Here is a 24,146-nt window from a genome sequence, read left to right on the forward strand (position 1 = left end):
GGGTTAGTTATTCAAGCTTAATATAGTTTGATATTGAGGCGATGCTGTTATACTTTTAAATATGCTGCCTTTGGATTTTATACTATTTACCAATGCGCCTGGCAAACCGGTAATTTCATCGTTCCAGTCTTCAATATTCAGTGTAACGTTGCCATTCCCAATAAATCTGTTCAGGCCAATTTGCCAGGTGGTACCGTTAAACAGGTTATCGGTTTTTATGGTTTGTTGCTGTATTAATTTGCAGGAACCACCAAGGTAATCAACATTTAATATGATATCGGCAAGGTTAGCCGGCAACCTCGCTGGCACATTAATTACCGCGTTTTGTTTCTGCGGATATTTTATTGATACCGTTGATACATATGATTGCACTTTAAACTGATAATTATCAAATAACGAATTAGTGCTTGCCGTACTAGGTTTGCTGTTTGCAAACGCATTTAATGCCCTGGGATAAACCTGCCATTTAAAATCATTACTGTTAATTTGCTGAAGCGTTATTTTTTTATTTTCGGCCAAAACATCTGCTGTGGTAATCAATAATGCGTCATGCTGTTTAAGTTTAATTCGCCAGGCATTTTCGGCCTGCTGGCGGGTTAAGAAAACCAAGGTGATGGTGTTGCCCCTGGTATCTGAAAAAGTAATATCTGCTTTATCAATAGCTTTTAACCGCAACTGATATTTCTCCATCCGGCTTTGCCAGCCTTTAAAGTTTTGGGTCTTTATTGTATTTGCATCTATTGCCACTTGCGGCTTTACGCCTGGCAACTGCTGAAAAAATAGGGTAATGTTTTTTCCGGTTATAATTCGGGCAAGGGGTTGTGCGGTAACATATTTTATAATAGCGGCCCCGGCCTTTAAATTAAACGGCAATATTGCAGTGGTTTGGCCTTTGACTATAATGGATGGAAAATTGATGGTTTCCCCCGGTAAGTTTACCCGCATTGTTACCGTTTTATCGGGCATTGTTACACGTACCTGTGTATTACCTAAGAATAGAAACCCACTACTGCCATTTGCGCGTGCAACATACCTGAGGTTTTTGGTATCCATTTCGTTGCGCACCGGATTTTCCGGTTCAAAGACTGTCATCTTTGCCAAATCTGTCCCAAAATCGTTAACAAAAGAATGGAGGATCTTAAGGTATTTGTACGATGGCCTGAGTAATCCAAACTCGCTGATAGGGGCTTGAAAATCGTAACTTTCTGGCAACCCCGGTTCTTTTAGTCCCGGGGTTTGTGTACCGCCGTGAAACATATAATAACCAATCAAATTCATTCCCCGGCCAATTTGGTTTTGAAGATGTGCTTCAACCACTTCAGGCGCAACAACAAAGCGATTTGGATAGGTCATTTGACTGCCCGCCCCCTGTTCACATAAGCCTTTAGGAAACTTTGTAACGTCATAAAAAACCTTACCTATGGCATCCGTCATGATCCATTGATCATCTCCATATAAAAAATCTTTGGTAGCGCCGCCACCTGCTTTTTCCCAGCCACGATATGCGTACGAACCCTGCAAGGGTATCACTTCCATTTTATTATCATCAAAAACTGTATTGGCGGTTACTGACCAATAAACGGGTTTTATATTTGCTTGCTGTGCAATTTCCTTTAATTTACTGATGTGTTCGGCCTGCCCGCTGGCATATTCATTCTCCAGTTGTACGCCAATTACAGGGCCTCCTTCGTTAAAGTACATCCCATTGGTTTGTTGTCCTATTTGATTAAAAAGGGTGGTAGATTCTTTTAAATATTCCGGGTTATTGCTTCTGTGCCCTTTCATTTGCTGTACCCAATCGGGGAAGCCACCGTTTAATTGCTCGCCATGGCTCCACGGACCAATGCGAAGCCAAACCAGCATTTTTTGATTGGCGCAAAGCTGCAGAAAATGCCGCAGGTCGCGGTTGTTTTTCCAATCCCATTGTCCTTTGGCAAGTTCGTGCTCGTTCCAAAAAACATAAGTTGCAATTATAGAAAGGCCTGCACTTTTCATTTTTACAATTTCCGTTTCCCAATTTTGGGCAGGTACACGGTTGTAGTGCATCTCGCCCATCATCGGGAACCAGGGTTTTCCATTACGTTCAAAATAACGGCTATTTACACTTAAGGTTGTGCCCGAAGGGCTTTCCCCGGAGAAGTTTAAAGGAACTTGCCGGGGTATTTGGCCATGCGTTAAATCTATTTCATAAACAGTGTTTTGTGCTAAACAACTGAAACAGAAAAACATATTTATCAATACAAAGAAGATTATCCTTCTCATTTCGATACTTTTTAAAAATTTCATATTAAAACTTATATTTTCTGGTCATACACATTTATATGGCTTGAGCTTGTTAAAATTAGTTTACTTCAAGCAAGCAGCCTTTAGTTGGGTCAATGGTAATCTGGTCGGTTAACTTGTAGGTATTTGCCGATTGAAAATTATCAATTGCCTTTGCTGTTAATACCGCTGTTTTAGGTACCCATCCCAGTTTTTTCCAGTCGATATTTATGGTAACCTGCGCTGTATTTTTCGCCCAGCTGGCAATAGCGATGAGCATATGCCCGTTTTTTACATAAGCTGTTGCCAGCACATCGGGGTTTGAGGTGGTCACAACTTTATCCTGCTGCCAGTAGCCTATCATTTTAGCATCGGCAACACCAAATTCGTCCCAGGTTTTCCAAAGCGGCCGGGGGTCGCAAATAATACCATCAGTACTCCATCCCAATCGCGACGACATGCCGTATAACATTCCACGCCAGGCGTTACCGCATTGAAACAGCATATCGCCCGTTAACCCAAATGGTATGCCCGAGGTTTCCACCATCCAATTGGCCGGCGACATCTTGTTGTACATGAAGCTTTCGCCAAACCAAAGTTTGTTGATGTAAGGGAAAAAGTCGGTATACTTTGCTGCCGGACCGATTGAAAAGCCGGTATTTGAATGCAGATCTATAACACAATCGGGTTTCACATTTTCCATCACTTTGCGCATCCGCTTCAGCATAGCCCTGTCATAGGAAACATCATCAAGATAAAGCCCGTCGATATTGGTTTTCCGTAATATCCAGTTCAACCCTTCTATGTAATAATTAAACCAGCGCGAATCGCCACTGGTTAAGATGGCGGCATCGCAGGCCTCATAACCAATAATGGGGGTAAACCATTGTACATCATAATGCTTAATTAAATGCTCCCGCAGCCACAAATAGCCTCCGCCATCGCCATCGGCATAAATTTCTGTTCCTAAACTTCTTAATGCCCATATTTCTGCCGCCTGGTTTGAAAGTTCGCGAATGGTATAATATATTTTTGTTTTGATGCCTTTTTTATGCCAATAGTCTGCAAATGCTCTTATGCTATCGGCCCTGATAAAAGGATAGTTAATGTACGGGTTGATGCGATTAGCGTGGTGAACGTTCACTATTTTTATACCTGCATCCACCGCCGACTGAGGTGGGGCCGGAATGCCCATATAACTTTGATAGTACCGTTCTGTAAACTGCTTTTTGGTATCAACCTCTTTAAAAGGGGTTATCAGCAGCGAAAACTCAAATTGTAAACTGCTATCTTTTTTCAAAGCTCTTTCGCCGGTAAACGCCTGTGTGTTTACAGCAGCATTATCTGAGCCAATACGGAAGCCACCCGCATTATTATTATACCAGGAAGGCGGTGGTGCCGGATGGTACAAATTTAGCATGGGCCCCGAGTAGGTTGCCCCTAATAGTTTACAATAAATGCCTGCATCGTAATCACCTATCCAGTAAGAATCATAGGGGCCTTTCCATTTCCAGTCGTATTTTACGGGTGTAAGTTCGGCTCCTGAGCCCATGCCCATAAAGTATTTCGCATCGTTTTTATTAATGGGCAAATTCAGGTGGATATCTTTTACCTGCAGGTTTATTTTGGGGCGTACATTTAACGAATAATGCAAATAACCGTCAGATTCCATACTGCCGGTGTAGTTAATTTTAAGTGAATCATTCTCTGAAGTGCTTGTCCATTCAACTACGCCGCTCGCCTTTTTTGTGAACGTTACTTTGCCTGCCCTCAGCTGCATTATCCCCTTATCTGTTTCAACAGCAAAAGAAATGGGACTTTGCAATATTTGTTTATTATGAACAGAAATAGCGCCGGGCATACCCTCATCATTCAAAACAACAGCGGCCATTTTTGACCTTATTTCGCGGTTATTTATTTGCAACGCTGTATAATTACTGGTGTTTTTATCATTGATACCCATCGTTGAATTAAGCCACCGTAAACGCGAGTAGCGCCATAGTTCATCATCGCCCCGGTTTACAATTGTTTCATTTTGGATGTTTATTTTTACGGTAACAATGTGTGCCGGCGCGTTCTCTGGCGTAACTTTTACCTGAAACTCTTTAATCCCAGGCTTAGCATTTTCAGGAATATCAAGCCCTATCCAGAACGGTTGAACCTTCCCTTGTTGGATGTTTATAATTTTGGTAAAGTATTTCCCTTTAGAATCATTGCCCTCTGTATTAAAACAGGTTGCGGGGTAAGGCGCATTTATATATTCGATCTTAACATTTTTTAATGCTTGTTTTGAAGCGAAAACTCCTAACTGAAAAACATAATACTCATTACGCAGGGCACTGCCCTGAAAAGAGTTTGATGTACCTGTTTTTATCCATTTATAGGGTAAATCATCAAACATTTTGATGGGGTATTTCCTGTCTTCGGGAAAAACCAGGTAAGGTGAATTGGACTGGCTAATCAAGTTATCAGCTTCTTGTTTTTTGGCCACCACCTCCATTGGGTAAAAACTGTCAAATGATGTGCGCGACTCTATCTGCAGTAATTTAGCTTGCTGAAGGTTATGAGGAGCTTTTACCGAAAGCTTATTCTTCTGCACCCAATCCCCGTTTGGCAATGTTTCCTTTTTCAGATAATCACCTTCAAAACCGCCGTCATATTTTTTGCCATGCCACGGGTAGTAATACACAAAATATTTTCCGGCTCCCTTATTCGGCTGAAAAACCAGATCGCCTTGTTCCCTGTTAATATTTACCCGGTAAATATTAACAACAGGCTTGCCGGCTTCATCTGTAATAATAATTGCCTTTTTATCGGCATCAATATCCCTTCTTCGCCAATCAATTTTTATTTCTACCGCATCGGCATTTTTATCCACTTTAATTACCGCACGATGGTTACCCAGGGTATCGGTCCAGGGGCTTTTTGAAACCTCATAGCTTATGCCCTGCGCAAGGGCGGTAGTAGTTAATAAAGACAGTATTATTGTGACGGAGCTTATTTTCATTGTTGTTCAATAAATAATAGGAAGAATAAATTTTAAAACGGAGCAGATCTTTAGCGTATGTTGATGTTAGGGTTTGCCAACAAATTATTGGTATTAACTAAGGTTAGCCTCTGCAAAATAATGATTGCACTACCAAAACAAGAGCGTTGTTGTGTTAAAACCCAACACAAACGTTTGATAAAAATGCTCCGGAGAATTAGTTTTTTGAATCCCCATAGTTTACACCGTCAGCGCAAAAGCTACCACATTAAAACACGCCCAGAACCGCGGTATGCTCCGTGCAATTGTTTTACTAAAATTTAAAAAAGCGGCGCTGGTATGCTACGCCGCTTTTAAATTTGATACTAATTGTGATGCTAATTATTGGTAAACGATGTAACGTTTATTGTCCATACCCTTTTGTTTCCGTTTGCGGCGGTAACCTCATACTTCAATGGTTTGGTTGCATCGGTAGGGTCGCCCAGGGCAGGGGTACCCGTCACTGGTTTTATAGTTGCAGCGGTTGATATGTTCATATAAAACCACAGGTTGGTTTGTACAACCTTAGCCTTTTCTTCTGCCGTAAACTGATCATTGGCAGCCGGCACGCTTATTATAATATTTATCGTTGAGTTACTTTCATCAACTGTTTGCGTTACATTTAACTTTTGATAGGCGACAACTGGCTGACCGTTCATGGTTTGACCACCATCAAAACGATACTCTGCGTTTACCAATGAAATCTCGTTTTCATTAAATGATGGGTATTCTGGCAGGCTCTTTTTTAAACACGATGACATTAGCACGATCGTAATTAGGGCTAATAGAGAATATATAGAATTAAATTTATTTTTCATATCATTTTTTTTTGTGTGATTACCATCCTGAATTTTGAGGTCCGAAGCTCGGGTTGTTATCTATATAACCTTGTGCAATCGGAAACAAATACCGTCTATTCGGCTCAAACCGACGCTGATTATATCCATTACCAAAAGCGCCGGTAACGATAGAAAAAGATTTACGGTCTTTAGAAACATCCATTACACGAATTGGCTCAGTTAATTCGATTATTGTTCCATTCGATGCTATGCCGTCATTAGCCTCTGCACCAAATCTGCCCCATCTTAACAAGCTGTAATAGTGATCATTTTCTTCCGTGAGTTCTACACGACGTTCTCTTTTATAATCTTTCCAGGCATCGGTTAGGTTACCAGCTGCTGATTGCGGTATTTGACCGTGTGTTACACGTGTTTTATTTAAATTGGCTACGGCGTTAGGTACATCTCCTTTAAGTAAATAAGCCTCGGCAAGATTCAGATAAACTCTACCCAAACGCATACATACATAATGATAATCTGTTGATACGGTATTAAGGAATGATGGTGATACATTGGTATATACTCCTTTTCTCCAATACATATTGCTCAGCCCAAATCCATATTCGCCACCATTAATACCAAGCCAGCGACCGGCATTGCCCCGTAAACAGGTGGTAAATAACTCGCCATAAAAGCTGGTAGAGTCACTGATGATGGATGCATGCCAACGGGCATCGCGATTTTCGTTGGTTAATGTCCACATTGTTTCAGTACTGCCAGGCTTAATGCGTCCTTGTTTTATCTGGGTTTCATCTGCTGATACGGGCACTTTATTCTGCGGGAATCCCAGCCTGGTAAACGGAGCCGTTACATTTACGCTTTCATCTACTGCATTTTTATATTGCGATGTTTGATTCCAAGGCAAAACTTTTGTAGGATCTGATTTGTCAATTGTTAAATAATCATCTGTTAAGTTTTGCGCGGGGAAATTCTCTGGCCAGCACTCAAACGGTACTGATTTATTAAATAATGGAGAGCCGTCAAATTTTTTAATTTTATCCGCTGTGATATTAGGTATGCTATTCTGCATAGGCGTGTTCTGCACAACGGTATTAAGGGCCTTATTATAGATGGCATAAATAATTTCAGGGGAAGTGCTTTTGGTTTCATTGAACATACCTTCATAATCGGTCTCTAAAGCATACCCGCCACCAATAACTAATTGAGCATTTGTAATAATTTCATCCAATAATGGATCTGCTGTATTTACATTTGGCGCAGCCGGGTAGTTTTTATAAGCCAGCGCCTCCAAACATACCTCTGTTAAAAAAGCCGCGGCCACGTATTTGTTAGCCCTGCCGGCAATTTTTGTAGTGGGTAAATCTGCAACCGCGTCTTCCAGATCTTTTATAATATATTTATAACTTTCTGATGGATTGGCAGTTGTAGGGAGTTTGAAGTTATCATTTTCGGTTAGAGGTTTATCTATCCAAACAATACGGCCTGTAATTCTGGCGATATTGAAATAAGACATCGCTCTTAAAAACTTACCCTCTGCAATCAAAGCTTTCTTATCTGCATCTGATATACTGGTAGATGCGCCCACATTTTGAATAATAACATTGCACCGGCGTATATCTGCCCAATTATCAAAACCGTAATCACTTCTATTGGTTAGTGATTCGCTAAAAACCGGATAAGCGTTGCCTGCGGTGCCGTATGATGCTAAAATATTAGTGGTTCGGGTATCTACACCAGGGCCGCTACCGTATGCATACATAATACCATAGGTGCCATAAATAAATGTTTCAGCATTGGCTTTATTGCTCCAAATTACATCTGCGGCAACTCTGTCATAAGGCTGTGCGTCTAAAACTTTTTTGCAGGAATTTAAAACCGTTACACTGGCTAAAAGTCCTATAATTGCTATAATTTTTTTCATTTTGTAATTTTTTAAATTAAAATCCTGCATTTAGACCTATCGCAATCGTACGCTGAATAGGATATCCGTAGTTACTTGGATCTGATTCAGGATCAATAAAATATTTTTTACTGTTGGATGCGGTTAGCAAATTGGTACCGGACACAAAAAGACGCAATGTTTGAAATGCAGACTTTTTAAGTACCGTTTTCTTGAAATCATAACCAAATTGTGCAGATTTTAAACGTATATACTTTGATTTAATCAACCAAAAATCGGAAGAGGCAAAATTGTTACTGCCATTTACGCTTGTTGCGGTAACTGCCCTTGGGAAAAGCGCATTGGTATTATCAGGGCGCCAATAATCTTGCTGGAAAGCATAAAAAAATTGATTTTGCAAATCTGACCCCTGCACCGCTGCACCAAGATACCTGTCTCTATTGCCAGAACCCTGTACTACAGCGCTGAAACTAAAACCCTTATAACCCAGATCAATAGTTATACCATAATTTATTCGTGGAAAAGTGTTACTGCCAATCAGCCTGTTGTCATCTCCATTAATCTGACCGTCGCCATTTACATCCTCGTATTTTAAATCACCGGCCACAACATTCGTTGCACCTATGTTACGAGCCCCTGTTAGTAATTGATTGTTGTTAGTGTAGTAACCCAAATTATAATAACCCGTTGTTAAAAAACCGCCTGCGGTACCAGATGATCTTGTATACGGATTTTTTAAGCCCGCTTCATCATCAGCCGGATTGCGTTCCCATAATGAATTGTATTTGGTGAAATTAAAGCCAACTTTATAGTTAAAACCACTTATATTACTTGCCCAGTTTACATTAAAATCAAACCCCTCTGTTCTGAAGGCACCAGCTTGAAAATTAATTAAAGGCAGGCCAATGCCTAATGTTTCGGAAAATATAGGGTTGGTTGTTACAAAGCCTGTTCTGCGGGTATAATAATAGTCAAACGTACCGTTCAGCCTGCTATCCAGCGTGGCAAATTCTAATGCCAGATCTCTGCTGTTAATGGTTTGCCAGGAATAATTGCTATTCGGCAAATTCCCTGGTTCTGATGTTCCTTGTACCTGGTTACCATTAATTACCCACGCCGTTGGGTTAATGTTATAAGCGGAGATGTATTGAAATGCTCCTACACCGCTTTTGTCACCCAGCCTGCCAAATGATCCCCTTAGTTTTAACAGGTCGAAAATGCGCTTATCCTTTAAAAATTGCATAAACTTCTCTTCGGAGATGAGATAGTTTGCCGAGGCCGCGTAAAAAGTACCCCACTGCTTGCCCGGAACAAAGAGATAATCTCCGTCACGACGGATAGAGCCTTCAACCGTATATTTAGATTTATAGCTGTAGGTTAACCTGGCTAAAAATCCTGCACGAGCAGATTCTGATTCGCCTCCATCTACTGATTGATCAAGCGCCGGCCCCGCTATTATTTGATCATAAATAATTTGATAACCTTTTCTGGTTCCTGAAACATTGGACGAGTTATCCCGTTGCTGTTCATAAACGCCAGTAAAATCAATTTTATGATCGCCAAAGGTTTTACTATACAATAAATATCCTTGTAAAGTCATGGTGCTGCCCTGACCCTGGCTTGAGGTTAAACTCGGAGCGTTGGCATAAACTGGTGTAGTGCTACCAATTGCATATCCCGGCGCCAGATAATTCCAAGTTTTACCCACATTGTTATATGAGGTGTAAGCGCCATTTGCTTTTATTTTCAATCCATCTAAAAATGGGGCGCTATATTCCAGGCCAAGGTTGGTGTTAAGAATTTTAGAAAAACCGCGATTGTAGCCGGCAGTGGGGTCAAGCTCACGTAAGGGATTATCAGGAATGGTAGTTGGAAGCCCAAATTCGTTCTTTCCTAACTGGGTAGCACCCTTATTTTGTATATGGCTAAACACACCATAGAATCCGGATACCGGTGCTGAATTGCTCTCGACGAAACCGTCTATTCCTGTGGTAACTTTTAAATTGACCTTTTCGAAATTACTGGTGGTATTTAATCTAAAAGTTGTTCTTTTATTATAGTTATTATCGGTTCTTAATATGGTTCCCTGATCGTAATAAGAAAGACCAGCATAGTAAGTGAGCAATTTGGTACCTGAAGATACTGACAAATCATGGCGCATTTCCGGAGCAAAATTCTTCATGGTTAATGCCTGCCAATCAGTATTCGGAAAATTTAAAGGATCGGAGCCCGTTCTATATTTCTCCACATCTTCGGGAGATTTGTAAACGCCTTTTCCCTCATCGGCATACAAGCGATTTAAAGCTACTACCTGATCATACGAGCTTACTTTTTTGGGGAATAAAGTAGGCTGTGAAAAAATCTGGTTGTAGGAATAGTTGATACTCGTCTTCCCTACTGCGCCGCGTTTTGTAGTTACCAAAACAACACCATTTGCTCCTGACACCCCATATAAGGCTGTAGCTGCGGCATCTTTTAATATCGAATAATCGGCGATATCATTGGGGTTCAAATTGGCAAAATCATTTGCCGACCGGAGAATGTTATCAATTACGAATATAGGTGAACTTCCACCACGTATAGATATACTGCTTTTGGACCCTGGCGCTCCATCGCTTGCGGTAACTATCACACCGGCTAATCTGCCGGCAACCGCGTCATTAATGGATTGAACTGGTATAGACGCTACATTTTTCATATCCAAGGTTGCAATAGCGCTGGTAGTTTTACGTTTGGTAGTTGTACCATACGCCTGAACCACAACCTCGTCTAAATGATTACTGGCCAATTTAAGTGATATCGCCATTGGCGTAGTTGTGGCTGGTATTTCTAACGTTTGAAAGCCAATGAGCGAAAAAACAAGGGTGGAGTTATCTGGTACTTTCAACGTAAATTTACCGCTGACATCGGTAGAAACACCAAGCCCCCTTACCCCCTTTACAGATACAGTAACGCCTGCAAGCACCGCACCTGTAGTATCGGTAACGGCACCGGTTACGGTAATATCCTGAAAATAATCAACACCCTTTTTATTGATAACTATTAAACCATTATTACCAATTGAAAAGCTTAGGTCCATGTCTTCCAGTAGCTTATTCAATATATCGGTTACCGGGGCATCGGTAACTTTTAAGGTAACATTTTTTTCAGCCGGGATATAGGCCGAATTGTACACAAAGTGATAATTGCTCTGTTTTTCAATAACATGCAAAGCATTTGGCAGCTTAACATTTTTTACATTTAAAGAAATCTTTTCCTGAGAAAATACCGATGCCGACACTTGCAGGCAGGTAACAAGTATCACAAAAAATGTTATTTTCATTAACATTAGGAATTTGAAGAGCAGCATAAGCAATCGCCGCTGTTGCATTACGTAGTAATTAATCATATTTTTGAGTTTTTGGTTGCTAAAAATTAAGCTGCCCTGAGTCAAAGGATAAACAGCTTAGTTTGATCAAAAATTTGAGGGGATGCTGTTGACGCAGTATTCCCTTTTTATTTTGATATTATTATATTGTTTTTGGTTAGTGAATATTTAAAATGGTGTGCTTTTTGTAAGGCGTTTAAAACATCGGTAATGCTTTCGTTATTAAAAGTTGCGGTAAACCTGTAATCGCTAAAACCGGGTGGTGCAAACTGGATGTTTACGTTGTACCACCGTTCTAAAATGGGTTTAATATCTGCAAAGGTTTGATCGCTAATTTCAATCCGGTTTTTTGACCAGGCTATTTCAGCAACACTACTGTCGCTACCAAGCGTATAATGATTTATTGCGATTTCCGAAGGTAAATGACTGCCTCTTAAAGCATTAGTTTTCTTTTCCTGCTTTTTTACGTTGGCGTAAACTATTACTTTTTGACTGGGCCTCATGGTTATTAAACTCCCCGGGTTCCGGTTATCTTCCATAGTAATGGCCCCCCGCAACAAAGTAATTTCTGAGGTATTATCACCCTTATAGGTTTTTATATTAAACGAGGTTCCTAAAACCTTCACATTAAATTTTTCTGTAAATACTTTAAAAGGTTTTTTCTTGTTATGGGCCACATCAAAAAAAGCTTCACCCGATAAAAACACTTCGCGGTCATTTTTATTGAAGTCTTTGTAAACCGTAAGCTTGCTTGCCGAGTTTAAAAAAACTTGTGTGCCATCTTCCAAAACAATTTTTCTTTTTACGCCATTATTTGCAGTATACACAGCGGTACGGTTTGTTACGTCGTTTTCTGATTTGAACGTTTGATAACGGAAAAACAATAATGAACCTATAATTACCGCAGCAGCAGCCACAGCAATTTTCAAAATGTTATGCCTGCTTCCAAGCGGAATGATCTTAGCTGGTGTTGGTGTTTCTAATTTTGATTCCAACAGAATCAATTGTTTATCAACTGGTTTTTTATTGCCATTTAAAATATAATACAGCTTAACTGCCGCATCAAATAATTCTTTTTTATCGGCATTTTCATTAATCCACTTTTCCCAATAAGCCTTACTATGCTTATCGGTTCCTGCGCAATATTTTTGAAATGTGCTATCTATTAAAAGGTCTTCCGGGTTTTGGTAATCATTCCCCATGGGTATTAATTGGTTTATAATATGAAGTGCCTAAATAGTTGATTTTTTCCTAAAGAAATTTTCAATTATTTTTTCGGCTATTAAAACCACCCTGATAAAACGGCAGATAATGGTAAAAGCAGGACGACTTTATACTTTAAAACGGAACAATGAAACCGGGAAGAAAAGTGGTTGAGGAATCTGCGTAATTATATAATTTGACTAAACGGATTGAAAATAATCGCCATTGAATTCCTTTCGTAATACTTTAAGGGCATCATAAATAGTGTTATAAGCCGTTTTTATAGTTTGGTTTGTTTGACTTGCAATTTGCTCATAACTTAACCCCTCAAAGAATTTAAGATGAATGAGTTGTTTTTGACGATACGTAAGCTTGGCAAGCGCCGCCTTTAATTTGTATTGTGTCCATTCATCCTGCTGTACCTTTACAATAAACTCTTCATAACTCATTTCTATCCAATTGCCTTCTACACCGGCTTTAAGCAATGCCTCGCTGATCTTTCGTTTTCGCTCTAATACCTTGAACAGTTTACGTTTTAAAAATACACGCAGGTAGGCTTCAACATTATCTACACGGTTAAGGGTTGCGTGCTTTTCCCAAATAGTTGTGAAAACATGATCTGTAGCTTCGCTCGAGATATCAGCATCGGCACAAACCCTTATGCCAAAATTCACTAATGAATAATAAAGCTTTTGGTAAAGATCAAAAAAGGCATCTTTATCTCCCGATCTAAGTCGCTCCCATAACAATTGATGTATTAATTTTTGATCCATGGCGCAAATACAACTTTGAAAACCCTTTCATGACAACGAAAGTGATTACACAGCAGTAGTGAATTTATAAAAATTTGCAGAAATGAGGGTCGACCGTTTATATGAAGACCTACGCTTTTTGTTAAAAGAGCTTAGGTCTTCAAGGCTTATTTATTGCCAACCTATTGTGTTTATAATTTTACGCAAATTATAATTTTGAAATCAATAAATCTCATTAAAACGAAACACAAACGTTTGATAGCTGAAATTGATGGGCAATAACCCCAATTTTAACAAATGCCATTGCTTGGATCGGGGTAAACCCCAACAGACGAAAATGCAGCATGTATCAGCAGGCACGAGTTGCCTTAGTCATATTAAAAGGGTAAAAAAGTAAACATCCATTTAACCGGATTGCCGAAACCATTCTCTTTAAAACTACCAACCGGTAATTTCACCAAAATTTTGTTCCAGCCCTGTTTCAATAATATACGGGCAGGCTGCCGGTATTCGTAGCCTTCATCAATCAGCGGCGCTTCCAGGTTGCCTTTTCGGCCTGCGTATTTCCACGCGGGCGGGTTAATGAGGTTACCGTTAACCCATACCGCGCTTTGTTTATTATCCCATGAATCCGGCCCCGGTGTATCCGTGTCATATGAGCGTGAAAAGTTGTTAAAACCAATCCAGCAGTCCTTATAACCCGCCTCATTACTCCAGATTTTTGTAGTTGCGTACCAGGTTGTATTTTCCTGCGGATGGGCAAGTAAACCTTTAACCTGGGGATACCACCAATGCCTTAGTATTAACGTACCCCCAATGGCAGTAAAAGATGCGGTATCGTTAAATGAAGTATCGGTTTCGGGTTTAAATTTCGTGGTTACGTCGCCGGCATTTTTATACGGACCATAAAATGCCCACTCCATATTGGCCTGCCGGTAATAGGGAAAAGGCAATCCTTTAAAAAACTGTTGTTTCTGATCCAGCAACCGGTTTTCAAACTCCCTGAAATTATTTAACGCTGCTGTATCCGCCGATGCAATAGTGACTATTAAACCGGGCTGGCCTCCACCTTTCCAGCCGCGCTCGGCAAAGGCAAGCATGGCCGGGTATGCCGGGTTCATGGTTAAAACATCTTCCTGTTTACTTACCGCCCTGTCATTCCACAAACAAATTTCGCCGCCTAAAACGTTGTTATTGCCAACGGGAACACTACCTATCATCCGGTAAAAAAGGGTTATCACGCTTTCAAACGGGTCCATATGATTGAGGTACAGATACCTGGAGTCGATATATTTAAGCGCCTTGTCTGTAGCGCCCTCATCCATCCACAGCTGCCTTATTGTGCTGGCAGGTATATTACCACCAGGGCTCCAGCCTATAGTTTTTACGCCGTATTTTTCAACCGTACGGCAAATCTCAGGCAAAAAACCGGGGTTACTTATCTTCACCTCATCGCCCCCAATGTGCAGATAAGCTGGTTTGTATGTTTCACATACTTCCCTGATAATATCCTTCAATATACTGATGCCGGTATCACTTTGCATACTTACATGAAAGGTTCTTTTAAATGCCTCACTATGCCCGGGCATATCAATTTCGGGTACAAACTCAATATGCCGCTCTTTACAAAAAAGCTGCAAATCCTGGATATCCTGTTTGCTGTAAAACCTGCCTTTATCGCGCAGCATATTCTCTGGCAACGTAAGCTGCGGATATTTTTTTATGGCTAAACGCCAGGCAATATCCTCGGTAATGTGAAAGTGAAATACATTCAACTTATACAAAGCCATGATAGCAATCTGTTGCTTCAATAGCTCCACCGACTGGTAATTACGACCGGCATCAACCATATAGCCTCTCCAGGCAAAGGCCGGCCAATCGGTAATATCGCAGGCATCAAGCGCTGCATTATCGCGCAGTAATTGCATTAGTGTTTGTATCCCATTGAAAATTCCGTGGGAGGTATTTGCCGTTATTTGAACATAGCGCTCTGTAATACGTAAATGATAGGCCTCTTCCGGGTGCTGCGGCGCTTTAACTTTTGCAAGCGTTAGTCTGATATAAGGTTTACCCCCCGCCGAATCCCGGCTAATGGATTGCGCGCCATTTGCCTTCAGCAGTTGCTCAAGGATGCCAGCTTCATTAACTAAACCTTTATCGGCTATTATTGTACTGCATTTATAGAAAGAAAAAAGGCCGGGCATCCATTTTAAGGATTGTGGCAGGGGCAGCAACGCCGGCTTTGGCTGAAAATTAAACACATACGGATAAAGCAGGTGTTTCCAAAGTAAATAGCCCTCTCCTTTTAAATGAAGTCCATCGTTGGTAAGGTCGGCCCTAAGCAGGCCATCTGCACCGCAAAAAGCATCGTGAATATTGATGTAAACATAATGATGGCTCACCGCCATATGCTGCAGCTTTGAATTTATCTCAGCTATTTGTGCCGATTTACCGGTATGTGTGCCAAATTTATTATAGATCTTATTAACGGGTAAAATGCTTTGCACATATACCTCTGTAGCGGGACTTGCCTCATGAAGATAACCGGCAATCAGCATAATATTTTTAACTACGCTATCCGGCGTAATATTACGTGAAAGGTCATTAACGCCTATCAGCAGAAAGATCTTTGCCGGCCTGCGACGGGCTACCTCGGGCAGCCGGGCTATTACACCAGTGGTAACATCGCCGCTGATACCCCGGTTTTTAATATGATCATCGCCAAACAGCTCATTCCATTCCGCGCCATCGGTAATGCTGTTGCCTAAAAAAATAATGTCGCCCGTGGTTTGCGGCAGTGTTTTAAAATGAGTTACCCGTTGCTGGTAATAGGTAGAGAACAATGAATCGGGATAAATCGGCAGTTTTGCCTGCGCCCCGGCCATCAATCTGCAAATAAGCAAACAGCAACAGATAGCAAATATTCTTTTACCAGCCATATGGGGTGAATACTATTTGTTTATAATCATCTTTTTCATACAATATACCGATATGCTTTTTATCAACCGGTACCAGGTCTGAGTATGCGCTGAAATCGCCCTTATAACCTGCCGGAGATTTTGCTATAACAGTATTTTGTTTCCAGGTTTTACCTTCATCAAAACTAATGCGCAAGGTAAGATTATCCCGGTTTAAAGTATCGGCATCATTACAGACTGCCAGGATTGCTTTACCCTTGCTTTTACCCAAATTTAAAATGCTGCCCTGGCAAACAGGATCGGGCAAATGGGCATCAAAATAAGTGGTATCCCAGGTTTGCCCGCCATTACTGCTCAGGGCTATGATCCGCTGCTTTATGTTACCCAGCTGGTTGCGGATGTTCATCATTAATTTATTACCGCTTAGCTCAACAGCCATATTTTCATTGGCTCCCGGCATATTAACCTCATCGCTTAGCTTAAATGTTTTGCCATGATCGTCTGTATAATAACCAAAAGCCCGACCATCTGCATAATGCTTCTGCGGTTCGCCGGCCGAGTGGTTGGCTGCTATATAAATACGGCCTTTGTATTTACCGGCTGCCAGTTGTATAGCATGGCCTGGGGTATTGGCGTAACTGCGCCAGTCGGCCGCAAAATTATAAGCACTGTTAACCTGGGGCTGCTTTGGCTTGTGTACCTGCAGCGTAATATTTACCGGGGCCGACCAGCTTACACCATTATCTGTTGATGTTTTGTACCATACCTCGCGCAGGCCTTTTCCCTTACGCACCATATTTTCGGAGGCGTTGCCTGTATTATAAAACAGGAACAGCCGCCCCCCGGGATATACCGGATCGGTAAGATCAACTACCGGGGCTGCGTTCCCCGTTTGCAGGGTATCATTAGATGCTACAATCTGCAGGGCTCCCCAGTGCTTGCCGCCATCGGTGCTTCGTTTCAGCACTATCTGGATATTGCCAAAATCGCCGCCGCCGTTTACCCTTCCTTCTGCAAAGGCAAGCAGGTTGCCATTAGGAGCTTTGGTAATGGCCGGGATCCTGAAAGACCGGTACCCCTCAGCTCCCGATTTAAAAACTGTTACCTCCTGTTGCTGCGCATAAGCACACGTAACAAGCAGGTTAATAAACAGGTAAATGATTAATTTTTTCATGGTTATATAACTTCTTTTAATAACTGCATACAATACCATTCCTGGCGCGGTAAATGAAAAGGGCCTTTAAATAAATTGCCTTTGGCGGTTTGCGCTATGCTGCCATCCTTGTGCAGGTAGCCAAACCATTCGCCGTTTACGGGGTCATGAAATTTGCTGTAAGCATAATCATGCACCATTTTGTGCCAGCGGGCGTATTTTTCATTACCGGTGAGGGTATAAGCCAGCAAGGTTGCTATAATAACTTCATTATGCGGCCACCAGAATTTCATATCCTGCCAGTACTCCTGCACCGGTTTATCATAAACATCACGATAGTATAAGATACCGCCATGTTCTTTATCCCACCCGCGTTCCCACATATAATCAATCATGGTGCAGCCAAGTTCAATTAAGTGTGCATCGTTATTTCGGTATTTGGCTTCATGTAAAATAAACCAGGCACCTTCCATAGCATGGCCGGGGGTTAACGTACGCCCGTCAATATGGTCAATAATGCTGCCATCGGGTGCCACCTGCTCCATTACGCATTTGATATCATGTTTCACAAAATTGGTTTCAATTTCTTTGATCCATTTGCTAATGTATACGTCACACCGCTCATCGCCTATAGTTTCCCGCAATTGCTGGGCCGTATTTATCATGATCATAGGCACACCAATTCCCTTTGAAGGTCGGGTTCCCGCAAATTTGGCTGGCAGCAGGCCGGGAACAGTAGCGTACTCAATGCACTTACCAAACAGGTCCCTCGCCCTTTGAGCAATGCCCTCATCGCCAGAAGCCTTGGCGTAAGCCGCCATAGCAATAACCGCAAAGGTTTCAGAAAAAAAGTAACGCCGCTTACGTATCGGACTGCCATCACGGGTTACGTGAAAAAACATTTGCCCATCGGTATCAAAACAATGATCAAGTAAAAAATTAATACCTGTAAGTGAGCCGTCCAACCACTCCTGCCGTTTTTCTACGGTGTTATATAAGGTTGCCAGCAGCCAGGCAGCCCTGCCCTGAATCCACACGGCCTTGTCGTCATCAATTAAACTGCCGTCATGGTCACGCATGAACAGGTAACCGCCATATTGCTCATCAATAGAGCGGGGAAACCAAAAAGGGACGGTATCCTGCAGCAATTGCTGCTCATAAAATTTTTTTAATGTATGGAGGTCGGTATCAGAATAACTCATTTCTTTAGATTTTAGTAAAACACGTTTTCCTTTTCATGCAGCTGCATGGTAAATGTTGAAGCAGGCAACCCCGCTTCATTAATTAAATTGGCCCTGCTGAAGGGCTGCATGGCATAATTAATACTTTTAATATTTTCGCCGGCAGGAACGGTGAGCTGCACCTTGTTTCCTTTAATGGTTGCCGGTGCTATGATGCTTTGCCCTTTATCATTGATCAGTTCAAAACCAATTAGGGGCTTGTTGTTTGTAGTTTTTAATTGCTGCGCGAATGCAAAAGACACGATAATATGATCACCGGTTTTGCGGGCTATCGCTGGCTCGGGCCCATTGGCTTTAACAGGCAGCCGATAGGTGTAACGCGCTGCCAGCAGGGCCAATCTTTCCCCTATTTCTTTTTTTCTGGTGGGATGCACGTTCAAGGAATCACCCAGATCAAAACTTACCGCCATTTGTGTATCCGGGATCTTTTTTTGCAGCCTGCGCTGGGCCTCCCTGAAAGCCGGCCACGAAGGCCTGTTGATACCCGAGAGCTGTACGCTGTAAAAAGGTAATTGAGATCCCCATTTTTGCCGCCAGCTGCTAACCAGCGTTGTAAAAAGATGCGTATATAATTCAACGTTGTGCGTGTTGCTTTCGCCCTGGTACCATACCACACCCTTTACCGGGAAACGTGTAAGCGGATCAATGGCGGCTTCATAATTATAGCAGGGCTCATAAGTATGGCGCTGTTTTGGATTGGCAGCATTTTTTAAGTTGATGGCCTCCCTGTCCCGGCAAAACTGCATTTCATAATCGGAGGTACGCCAGTTGTTCAGCATATCAACCAATTCGTTGTCATGTTCCATCGTATACCGGCCTATCCATGATTCTGTTGGCGAACCGCCAACGGCCACTTCAATTAAACCAATAGGTACTCCTGTATCATGGGTTATTTTTTGACCGAAATAATAGGCTACCGCCGAAAAATCAGCCGCCGAACTACTGTCGCAAGCTTTCCATGAGCCCGAGAAAAAATCAAGTTTGTTGGCTTTAGCTAAACTTACAGAATCCCAGGCTACCGCATCTGTTTCGGTCTGCAAATTGAGCTTATATAAACGCAGCTTGGTATTCCCGCTCGCGGCTTTCATAGCAGCCGCTGCCCCTGCGGAATGGTTTAAAGGGAAATACATATTAGATTGCCCGGCACAAAGCCAAACATCGCCCAATAAAATATTGCTGATGGTAATACTGGTATCCCTTGCGATAACCTTCATTTGAAAGGGGCCTCCTGCTTTTGAAGCTGGCAGCATTACCTCCCATTCGCCATTTTCATTGGCCTTTGCCTTGGCAATACTTCCTTTAAACGCAACACTGATCACCTCGCCGGCATTGGCCTTGCCGTATACCGGGATAGGCCGGTCGCGCTGTAATACCATTTGATTGGTAAACACGGCCGGCAATTGTAATCCGCCATAATTCCCGGTAAGTCTGTGGTAAACGGCTTGGGCTAATATCAATGCCCCTTCTTTATCCGGGTGTAAATTATCGGCAAACAGGTTGGGCCGGTTATAAAGCGGCTCATGAAAGTCCATTAAACCGGTATGATTTGCTTTGGCAATAAGCGGGATCAGGTTTTGAATTTGCCCATACCATTCCCTTGTGCCCGATTTAAACCTCGGGTGCCCGCTGAAAATGGGGCTTAGCTTACAAATAAATATATGCACATGCGGGTTGGCTTTTCTTATGCTATCAATAAGCCAGGCATAGTCGGCTTCAAAACTTTGTTTAAAATCGGGCCAGTCCCTTGGGTCGGTATCGTTAAGCCCAAGGTGAATAATGGCGATATCCGGTTTGGAGGCTATTAAACCGGCAAACTCGGATGTTTTAAAATAGGGGTTGTGTCCATTTTTCAATAAGGTAGCACCGCTATGCCCGAAGTTTGAAACGCTGTAATTAGTCCCCAATAGCTTTTGCAATTGGGCGGGATAACTTTCCTGGCCAGGCCTGGCCAGACCGTACCCATACGTTACCGAGTTACCAACGCAGGCTACCTTAATAATTTTATTTTGAGCCGAAAGCTGTTTTACCGGGATCGTTAAAATGATCAGCAGTACTACCCGGAATATGTTCTTAAACTTCATCTGCTAAAAATTTATGAATTGGATAAAATCAGGCATCTGCATATTCATCATGAACCGGCCGGAGAAAATAGAGCTGTATAGCGAGGGCTACTATTACAACCGCCGCCAGCATAGCAAAATCACTTCCAAGGTTTCCGGCATCTGATGATTTGCCTAAGCTATCAGTTATAAAAGCGCCAAAAAAGACACCGGTCATGTTCATAATGCCGTAGGCTGTTGCCCTGTATTTTGCCGAAACAAACTGGCAAAGGATGGGCATATTGTTAGCATCGAACATACCGAAACCCAACCCAAAGCAAATCCCAGCACCCAAAACAAAGGGTAAAGAGTGCCCGAAGCCCATAAGCAGCAACGCCGGAATGGTTAAGGCCAAACCCATAGCACTCGTGAATACCCTGCCTCTTTTGTTGGCCTGCGACCATTTATCTGACAGCAAACCGCCTGCTATTACGCCAATAAAAGAGGAGGCCGCAATTGTTATGGTAGACAGCGGACCCGCGGTTGACATCGGGATATGCAAGTTTTGAGCAAATAGCGTAGGCAGCCAGTTTTTGGTAGCCCAGCCCGGTAAACTGGAAACCGCGAAGTAAAACAGGATCACCCAAAAGGCTTTATTACTTAATAACGTACCAAGGCCTTTAAACAGGCCAATTGTTGGTTTGCCGGTTTGTGAAACAGCATCCGCACTTTTATCTTTCTCCCTTAAAAACAGGATCAATATGCCTGAATAAACCATCCCTACAACACCAAAGGATTGAAACGTTGCCTGCCAGGAAAAAGCGGCTGCTGCCGTAGCACCAAAGCCACCCAATGCCTGCCCCACATACAAACCCGTCATATGTACCCCAACTGCAAGTGACCTGGACTTTGTAGTATGAAAATCTGCGATCAGCGACAGCCCTGCGGGAATATACAGGGCCTCGCTAACACCCATAATAGCACGTAAAATATAAAGCTGGTTAAACGTGGCGGCATAACCCATTGCAAACGTTACGCCCGACCAAACGAATAGGCTGTAAACAATTAACCATTTACGGTTTAGCCTATCGGCGATGATACCCGAAATGGGGCTCATGAGGCCATAGATCCAAAGGAATACCGCCATCAGGTAACCAAAATTGGTAGCCGATTTAAGCTCGGCAATATCAATTTGCATAGCAGGCTTCATTACCGATAGCATTTGCCTGTCCATATAATTGAGCAGGGCTACTACCCACAACAGGCCAACCAATATCCAGGGATAGTTTTTTCCGTTTTTCATTTGATATTGAGTTTTCCCATGCTGATGGCTGCCGTACGAACGCCTGGTTTAATTTCACCGCCGGGAATAAAAATTTCATTATTCCACTTTACGGCGGTAGTGGTTACCTGTCCGTAAAAAGGCAGCTCACCAACTTTTTTCCAGGAGTGTTTAACGGTATTAAACAGGTAAACATCCTTACTAAAACCCTGATGGTTATTCAGCAGCACCAGTTTTTGCTGTTGTAATGTTTGTTTTTCTTGTTCAGTAGCAGCCTTGGCTATAAGCGCGTTGTACGTTTCTATCTGGTGAAAAACATTCCCTTTATCGCCGCCTATCAACAGTATCTCCTGTGTACCGATAGTTACTGCGGTTGCCGCCGAAATATTGGTGGTGTGTTTGCCATCACCCACGCCGCCCAGCTTAATCCATTTATTATACAACGGATCATAACAAAACGTGTAACCATGCAAATCACTTATGCCCGACGCTGTAGCGCTACGGCCGCCAATAACATAAATACAAGGGTATTTTCCGTTGGATTGCGTAACAGCTACCGAATGTGACATAGCAACAGGCAAAGCTGGCAACACCTTCCACCGCGGATCTTTACCGGCCAGGTTAAGCATAAAGCATTTGGCCGATGGCTTGCCTCCACACTCGCCGCCAATTAAATAGATCACCTGCCCAATACTGCTCATGCAAGCATTGGCCAGGGGTATTGGCAGCGATGGCAGCGCTGTAAAAACAACATCCTGTTTATTACTATCCCAGCTCATTATAAAAGCATTTGTGCTGCCGGGTTCTGTTTCAGTTTCTCCGCCTGCACATACAATACCCTGGGGTATAGTTGTACTTGTTCCGTAAGCTATCTTTTGCAACAGGTGGTTTGTTTGAGGTTTAAGCCAGGTAAAACTATCGCCTTTTGTTTTTTGTAGCACATAAACATCATCATAATGGAGCTTTTTACCACCCTGCCAGGGCATAGCGCCATCGGCAAAGTTTGAGCCGCCTGCAACAATTAAAACGCCATTACTTTGGCCGGTAAAAACACCGGCCAACCCTAACTGCTTATCCATACCCGGTGCCGCAGGTATTTGCGACGGTACCGACCATACTATTTTTCCGGAACTTTTACCTTGCGCCATAAGATGACCCGGCGTAAACGCGATGCTGCTTGTCATTAAAAGTAGATAGGTTACAAATTTCATTTTTAAAGGTTTGCAGCGGGTGCTGTCGATCTGAAATCGTCAAAACCCAGTTCGGAAACGTCTAATTTAAAGCTTTCAAACTGATCTACAGTCATATTGGCAACGGGCAGCCTAAATTCGCCGCAATTAACGCCAACCAGTTTCATATAAGCCTTGCCCGTAGCAATCCCGCCATATTTACCCAGCAGCCTAATCATATCTATTGACTTTTGCTGGAGCTGCTGCGCTTTGCCGAAGTTATTATTATCAAAAGCAGCTATCATTTCATGATACAAGGGGGCGGCATAGTTAAATGTGCTGCCAACCGCACCTTTTGTACCCAGCGCCAGGGCCGAAAGCATATTTTCATCGCGGCCCCAAAGCATATCGTATTTACCGTTTTTAAAGCTGATGCAGCTTTGAAAGTCCATAAAATCCTCGTGGGTATATTTAATGCCGGCCAGGTTATCAATTTTACCATCCAATGCCTTTAACAGCTCAAACATGGAGAAATTGCCCCCCGTTAATACCGGGATATGGTAATAATAAAATGGCATATCCGGCACTGCCGATGCTACCGCAATACAGCTCTCTGCCAGCATACCCACATTTGCCGGTTTAAAGTAAAATGGCGACGTTAACGAAACAGCATATAAACCCGCCGCTTGCGCGTGGCGGGCCAGATCAATGCAATCGGCCAGGCAGGTACCACCTAAAAAGGCCATCACCTTAAAATCCGGATCGTGGTTGGATGCTTTGGCCCAAGCTTCGGCAATCAGTTTCTTTTCGTTCAGGGTTAGGGAAACGCCCTCGCCGGTTGAACCGTTGATGAACGCGCCGGTAACACCGTTATGTTTTAAAAATGCGTAATAGGCAGGGATAATATCCAGGTCAAGCTCGCCCTCCGCATTTAATGGCGAAAAGGGAGCGCTGATCAATCCTTGTAGATGTTCAATTTTCATATAAGTTTTATAGGTAAATAAGCGGGAGATCATGCTCCCGCTTAAATAATAT

At 42.5% G+C, this 24,146-nt stretch carries 14 protein-coding genes; all 14 read right to left on the reverse strand.

The window, feature by feature from the left end; translation table 11 throughout:
- Positions 1 to 3: 3 nt before the first annotated feature.
- Positions 4 to 2,262 carry a beta-galactosidase gene (locus tag BLS59_RS27565; RefSeq protein ID WP_162842793.1) on the reverse strand — a complete coding sequence of 753 codons (2,259 nt, stop codon included), beginning with the start codon at positions 2,260 to 2,262 and terminating at the stop codon, positions 4 to 6.
- Between the two features lie 79 nt (positions 2,263 to 2,341).
- On the reverse strand, positions 2,342 to 5,269 hold the full coding sequence (locus tag BLS59_RS27570; protein ID WP_091155885.1) for a glycoside hydrolase domain-containing protein: 2,928 nt from the start codon (positions 5,267 to 5,269) through the stop codon (positions 2,342 to 2,344).
- A gap of 356 nt (positions 5,270 to 5,625) precedes the next feature.
- On the reverse strand, positions 5,626 to 6,048 hold the full coding sequence (locus tag BLS59_RS27575) for a DUF5018-related domain-containing protein (RefSeq protein WP_091155889.1): 423 nt from the start codon (positions 6,046 to 6,048) through the stop codon (positions 5,626 to 5,628).
- Positions 6,049 to 6,124: 76 nt separating this feature from the next.
- A complete protein-coding gene (locus BLS59_RS27580; RefSeq protein WP_162842794.1) occupies positions 6,125 to 8,008 on the reverse strand; it encodes a RagB/SusD family nutrient uptake outer membrane protein in 1,884 nt (627 codons plus the stop codon).
- 16 nt (positions 8,009 to 8,024) lie between these two features.
- The gene (locus BLS59_RS27585; protein WP_162842795.1) at positions 8,025 to 11,309 is read right to left on the reverse strand and encodes a SusC/RagA family TonB-linked outer membrane protein; all 3,285 of its coding nucleotides are present in this window, start codon (positions 11,307 to 11,309) and stop codon (positions 8,025 to 8,027) included.
- A gap of 173 nt (positions 11,310 to 11,482) precedes the next feature.
- Positions 11,483 to 12,556 carry a FecR family protein gene (locus BLS59_RS27590; protein WP_091155900.1) on the reverse strand — a complete coding sequence of 358 codons (1,074 nt, stop codon included), beginning with the start codon at positions 12,554 to 12,556 and terminating at the stop codon, positions 11,483 to 11,485.
- A 201-nt stretch (positions 12,557 to 12,757) separates the two neighbouring features.
- Positions 12,758 to 13,330, reverse strand: a complete 573-nt coding sequence (locus BLS59_RS27595) for an RNA polymerase sigma factor (protein ID WP_091155903.1) — start codon at positions 13,328 to 13,330, stop codon at positions 12,758 to 12,760.
- A 356-nt stretch (positions 13,331 to 13,686) separates the two neighbouring features.
- Positions 13,687 to 16,248, reverse strand: a complete 2,562-nt coding sequence (locus BLS59_RS27600) for a family 20 glycosylhydrolase (RefSeq protein WP_091155906.1) — start codon at positions 16,246 to 16,248, stop codon at positions 13,687 to 13,689.
- Positions 16,238 to 17,401: a sialidase family protein gene (locus tag BLS59_RS27605; protein ID WP_091156135.1), complete on the reverse strand. Its 1,164-nt coding sequence runs from the start codon at positions 17,399 to 17,401 to the stop codon at positions 16,238 to 16,240. The genes BLS59_RS27600 and BLS59_RS27605 overlap by 11 nt, the downstream gene beginning before the upstream one ends.
- A 2-nt stretch (positions 17,402 to 17,403) precedes the next feature.
- Positions 17,404 to 18,582: an AGE family epimerase/isomerase gene (locus tag BLS59_RS27610; protein ID WP_091155910.1), complete on the reverse strand. Its 1,179-nt coding sequence runs from the start codon at positions 18,580 to 18,582 to the stop codon at positions 17,404 to 17,406.
- Positions 18,583 to 18,593: 11 nt separating this feature from the next.
- Positions 18,594 to 20,702: a GDSL-type esterase/lipase family protein gene (locus tag BLS59_RS27615; protein WP_091155912.1), complete on the reverse strand. Its 2,109-nt coding sequence runs from the start codon at positions 20,700 to 20,702 to the stop codon at positions 18,594 to 18,596.
- A gap of 28 nt (positions 20,703 to 20,730) precedes the next feature.
- Complete coding sequence (locus BLS59_RS27620) at positions 20,731 to 21,963, reverse strand: MFS transporter (RefSeq protein ID WP_091155916.1); 1,233 nt, start codon at positions 21,961 to 21,963, stop codon at positions 20,731 to 20,733.
- Entirely contained in the window at positions 21,960 to 23,126 is a 1,167-nt protein-coding gene (locus BLS59_RS27625) for a kelch repeat-containing protein (RefSeq protein ID WP_162842796.1), read from the reverse strand. The genes BLS59_RS27620 and BLS59_RS27625 overlap by 4 nt, the downstream gene beginning before the upstream one ends.
- Before the next feature lie 29 nt (positions 23,127 to 23,155).
- Positions 23,156 to 24,094, reverse strand: a complete 939-nt coding sequence (locus BLS59_RS27630) for a dihydrodipicolinate synthase family protein (protein ID WP_091156140.1) — start codon at positions 24,092 to 24,094, stop codon at positions 23,156 to 23,158.
- Positions 24,095 to 24,146 lie beyond the last annotated feature (52 nt).

The sequence above is a fragment of the Mucilaginibacter pineti genome, from assembly GCF_900101875.1.
GTDB lineage: Bacteria > Bacteroidota > Bacteroidia > Sphingobacteriales > Sphingobacteriaceae > Mucilaginibacter > Mucilaginibacter pineti.

Bases quoted from the DNA above. Each gene is read 5' to 3' on its own strand.
- BLS59_RS27605 (WP_091156135.1), bottom strand. From the start codon at position 17,401: ATGAAAAAATTAATCATTTACCTGTTTATTAACCTGCTTGTTACGTGT.
- BLS59_RS27595 (WP_091155903.1), bottom strand. From the start codon at position 13,330: ATGGATCAAAAATTAATACATCAATTGTTATGGGAGCGACTTAGATCG.
- BLS59_RS27590 (WP_091155900.1), bottom strand. From the start codon at position 12,556: ATGGGGAATGATTACCAAAACCCGGAAGACCTTTTAATAGATAGCACA.
- BLS59_RS27620 (WP_091155916.1), bottom strand. From the start codon at position 21,963: ATGAAAAACGGAAAAAACTATCCCTGGATATTGGTTGGCCTGTTGTGG.
- BLS59_RS27565 (WP_162842793.1), bottom strand. From the start codon at position 2,262: ATGAGAAGGATAATCTTCTTTGTATTGATAAATATGTTTTTCTGTTTC.
- BLS59_RS27630 (WP_091156140.1), bottom strand. From the start codon at position 24,094: ATGAAAATTGAACATCTACAAGGATTGATCAGCGCTCCCTTTTCGCCA.
- BLS59_RS27570 (WP_091155885.1), bottom strand. From the start codon at position 5,269: ATGAAAATAAGCTCCGTCACAATAATACTGTCTTTATTAACTACTACC.
- BLS59_RS27600 (WP_091155906.1), bottom strand. From the start codon at position 16,248: ATGGCTGGTAAAAGAATATTTGCTATCTGTTGCTGTTTGCTTATTTGC.
- BLS59_RS27610 (WP_091155910.1), bottom strand. From the start codon at position 18,582: ATGAGTTATTCTGATACCGACCTCCATACATTAAAAAAATTTTATGAG.
- BLS59_RS27580 (WP_162842794.1), bottom strand. From the start codon at position 8,008: ATGAAAAAAATTATAGCAATTATAGGACTTTTAGCCAGTGTAACGGTT.
- BLS59_RS27575 (WP_091155889.1), bottom strand. From the start codon at position 6,048: ATGTCATCGTGTTTAAAAAAGAGCCTGCCAGAATACCCATCATTTAAT.
- BLS59_RS27585 (WP_162842795.1), bottom strand. From the start codon at position 11,309: ATGAAAATAACATTTTTTGTGATACTTGTTACCTGCCTGCAAGTGTCG.
- BLS59_RS27625 (WP_162842796.1), bottom strand. From the start codon at position 23,126: ATGACAAGCAGCATCGCGTTTACGCCGGGTCATCTTATGGCGCAAGGT.
- BLS59_RS27615 (WP_091155912.1), bottom strand. From the start codon at position 20,702: ATGAAGTTTAAGAACATATTCCGGGTAGTACTGCTGATCATTTTAACG.